3 protein-coding genes are annotated in these 2,238 nt (G+C 76.9%); 2 read left to right on the top strand and 1 reads right to left on the bottom strand.

What is annotated here, in order from left to right; translation table 11 throughout:
- Positions 1 to 243 precede the first annotated feature (243 nt).
- Complete coding sequence (locus tag AOK18_RS22850) at positions 244 to 1,029, bottom strand: nucleotidyltransferase family protein (protein ID WP_055695556.1); 786 nt, start codon at positions 1,027 to 1,029, stop codon at positions 244 to 246.
- A gap of 163 nt (positions 1,030 to 1,192) precedes the next feature.
- On the opposite strand from AOK18_RS22850, the gene AOK18_RS22845 reads away from it, so the two are divergent.
- A complete protein-coding gene (locus tag AOK18_RS22845; RefSeq protein ID WP_055695555.1) occupies positions 1,193 to 1,609 on the top strand; it encodes a RidA family protein in 417 nt (138 codons plus the stop codon).
- Complete coding sequence (locus tag AOK18_RS22840; RefSeq protein WP_055695554.1) at positions 1,606 to 2,070, top strand: GNAT family N-acetyltransferase; 465 nt, start codon at positions 1,606 to 1,608, stop codon at positions 2,068 to 2,070. The genes AOK18_RS22845 and AOK18_RS22840 overlap by 4 nt, the downstream gene beginning before the upstream one ends.
- Positions 2,071 to 2,238: the final 168 nt, after the last annotated feature.

Raw genomic sequence — 2,238 nt, 5'->3', positions numbered from 1 at the left:
GCCCCGGCCCACCGGTCCCGGCAAGACCGTCTGGGCGGAACGCGTCCTGCCGCCGGAACGGGCCGCGCCGGCCGCACCGGTGTCCCCGTCGTGGACGGACCGCCGCTGCGGGCCATGGCGTTGACGCCCGCGCCCGCACGGGCCGCGCCGTCCTCCTCGCACCGCTGTTCGCCGGCCGGCACCGCCGGTACCGAGGGCGCCGCTGACACCGGGCGCCGCTCGGCGCTGTCCGGCGCCCGGCGCTCAGTCGGATCGCCGCCGGGCCGCCTCCACGGCCCGGCGCAGCAGCGCCCCGGCGTCCGCGACCGCCCGGACGAGGGCGTCCGGGTCGCGCGTCAGGCCCTCCGTCAGCGCGTCCACGCCGGTCAGCCCCGCCCGCTCGATCAACCCCTTCTCGTTCGTCACCCACTCCCCGCGCGCCGCCATCACGGCGTGCGCGGTCTGCGTCGCGGCGGCCGCGACGGCCCCGGCGACCTGGGTGACGGCTCCCCTGGGGGCGTGGCCGGCCCCGGCGTAGGCGAGGGTGGCGGTGGCCGTGCCGTACCAGCGGGGCGGGGCGGACTCGCGCAGGGCCCGCGGATAGGCGGCGGGGCGGGGCAGTCCGCCGCGCAGCACCTCGTTGATCGCGAGTTCCGCGACGAGCAGGTACGTCGGGATGCCCGCGAGGTGGAACATCAGCGGCTCGACGCGGAAGCGGCCCCGCTCCGCCTCGGCCAGTTCGCGTTCGACGACGTCGAGGTCCCGGTAGTGGACGTCGACGCGGCGGCCGTCGACGGTCAGCCAGGCACCGCCGTTGAACACGCCCCCGCCCCAGCCGCCGATGTCGGACACCTCGCCCTCCCAGCCGACCGCGCGCAGGTCGTCGGGGTCGAAGGCGCCCCGGTAGTACACGGCCAGGTCCCAGTCGCTGTCGGGCCGTGCGGTGCCCTGGGCGCGCGAGCCGCCGAGGGTGACGGCGCGGACACCGGGGAGGGCGGCGAGCCGGTCGGCGGTCGTGTCGAGGAAGGCCTGGTCCGGGAGGGAGGGCACGGGTGCGGCTCCTGTCGGGGGAAACGGAGGGGTGTGCGGCGGTCGGGTGGGAAGGCTACGGAGCGCGGCCCGGCGGGGCGAGTGAAATAGGAGTGCGGCGGCGCGGCCGGGACCGCATGATCGGGGGACCGTCCTTCGTCGTCCCCGGAAGATCGGAGCCCGTGTGATCCGGCGCGTCGCCGTCCCCGGCCTGTTTCCCCCTCCCCTGTACTCCCCCGTCTCCGTCGTCGAGGCGGGCACCCGGTCGGCGTTCCTCGCCGGGTCCGTTCCGCTCGACGCCGACGGAAGGCTCGCCGGGGAGGGGGATCCGGTGCGGCAGGCCGAGCAGGTGCCGGCCCATCTCGAGGCGCGGTTGCGCGCGGTGGGAAGCGGCCTGTCGCAGGTGGTGTCGACGGACGTGTACGTCGTGAGCGGTGAGCCCGCCGCGCTCTCCGCCGTGTGGGACGTCGTCGAGGCGTCCGGGCTGAGTGCCGGACCGCACTCGTCGACCCTGCTCGGTGTGGCCTGCCTCGGTTACCCCGGGCAGCTCGTCGAGATCACCGCGACGGCCGTCGTACCGGACGCGGCGGCGGATTCATGAGCGCCGGCGGCCGGACGGTGAACCTGCGCCGGGCCCTGCCGGCCGACGCCGTCCCCGCGGCCGGCGTCTGGCTGCGGTCGTTCGCCGCGGCCCTGCCGGGTGTGGTCCGGCCCCGGTCCGACGACGAGGTGCACGGCTTCTTCCGTGATGTCCTCGTGCCGCTGTGCGAGACCTGGGTGGCGGAGGCGGAGGACGGGGGCGTCGCCGGGGTGATGGTGCTGGAGGGCGAGGAACTGGCGCAGCTGTACCTCGCCCCCGAGTGGCGCGGGCGCGGACTGGGCGACCGGTTCGTCGCCCTGGCCAAGCGGCACCGCCCCGAGGGCCTCTCCCTGTGGACCTTCCAGGTCAACGGGCCCGCGCACCGCTTCTACGAACGGCACGGTTTCGAGGCCGTCGAGTGGACCGACGGGAGCCGGAACGAGGAGCGGGAACCGGACGTGCGGTTCGTGTGGCGCCCGTAGGGCGGGCGGTCCGTGGGGCGGGCGGTCCGTGGGCCGGGCGATCCGTGGGGCGGGCGGCTCGCGGACACCGCCGCCCGCGGACTCCTCAGGCGTCGGTGCGCGCGTACCGGTCCGTCGCCGCCACCAGGGCGTCCTCCCCGGCGGCGCCGGCGTCGTGGCCGGCCTCGT

This window comes from Streptomyces prasinopilosus (assembly GCF_001419695.1).
GTDB classification, from domain to species: Bacteria; Actinomycetota; Actinomycetes; order Streptomycetales; family Streptomycetaceae; genus Streptomyces; species Streptomyces prasinopilosus.
Note: the sequence above shows the minus strand (reverse complement) of the source record. Positions and strands in the feature narration are given on the sequence as shown.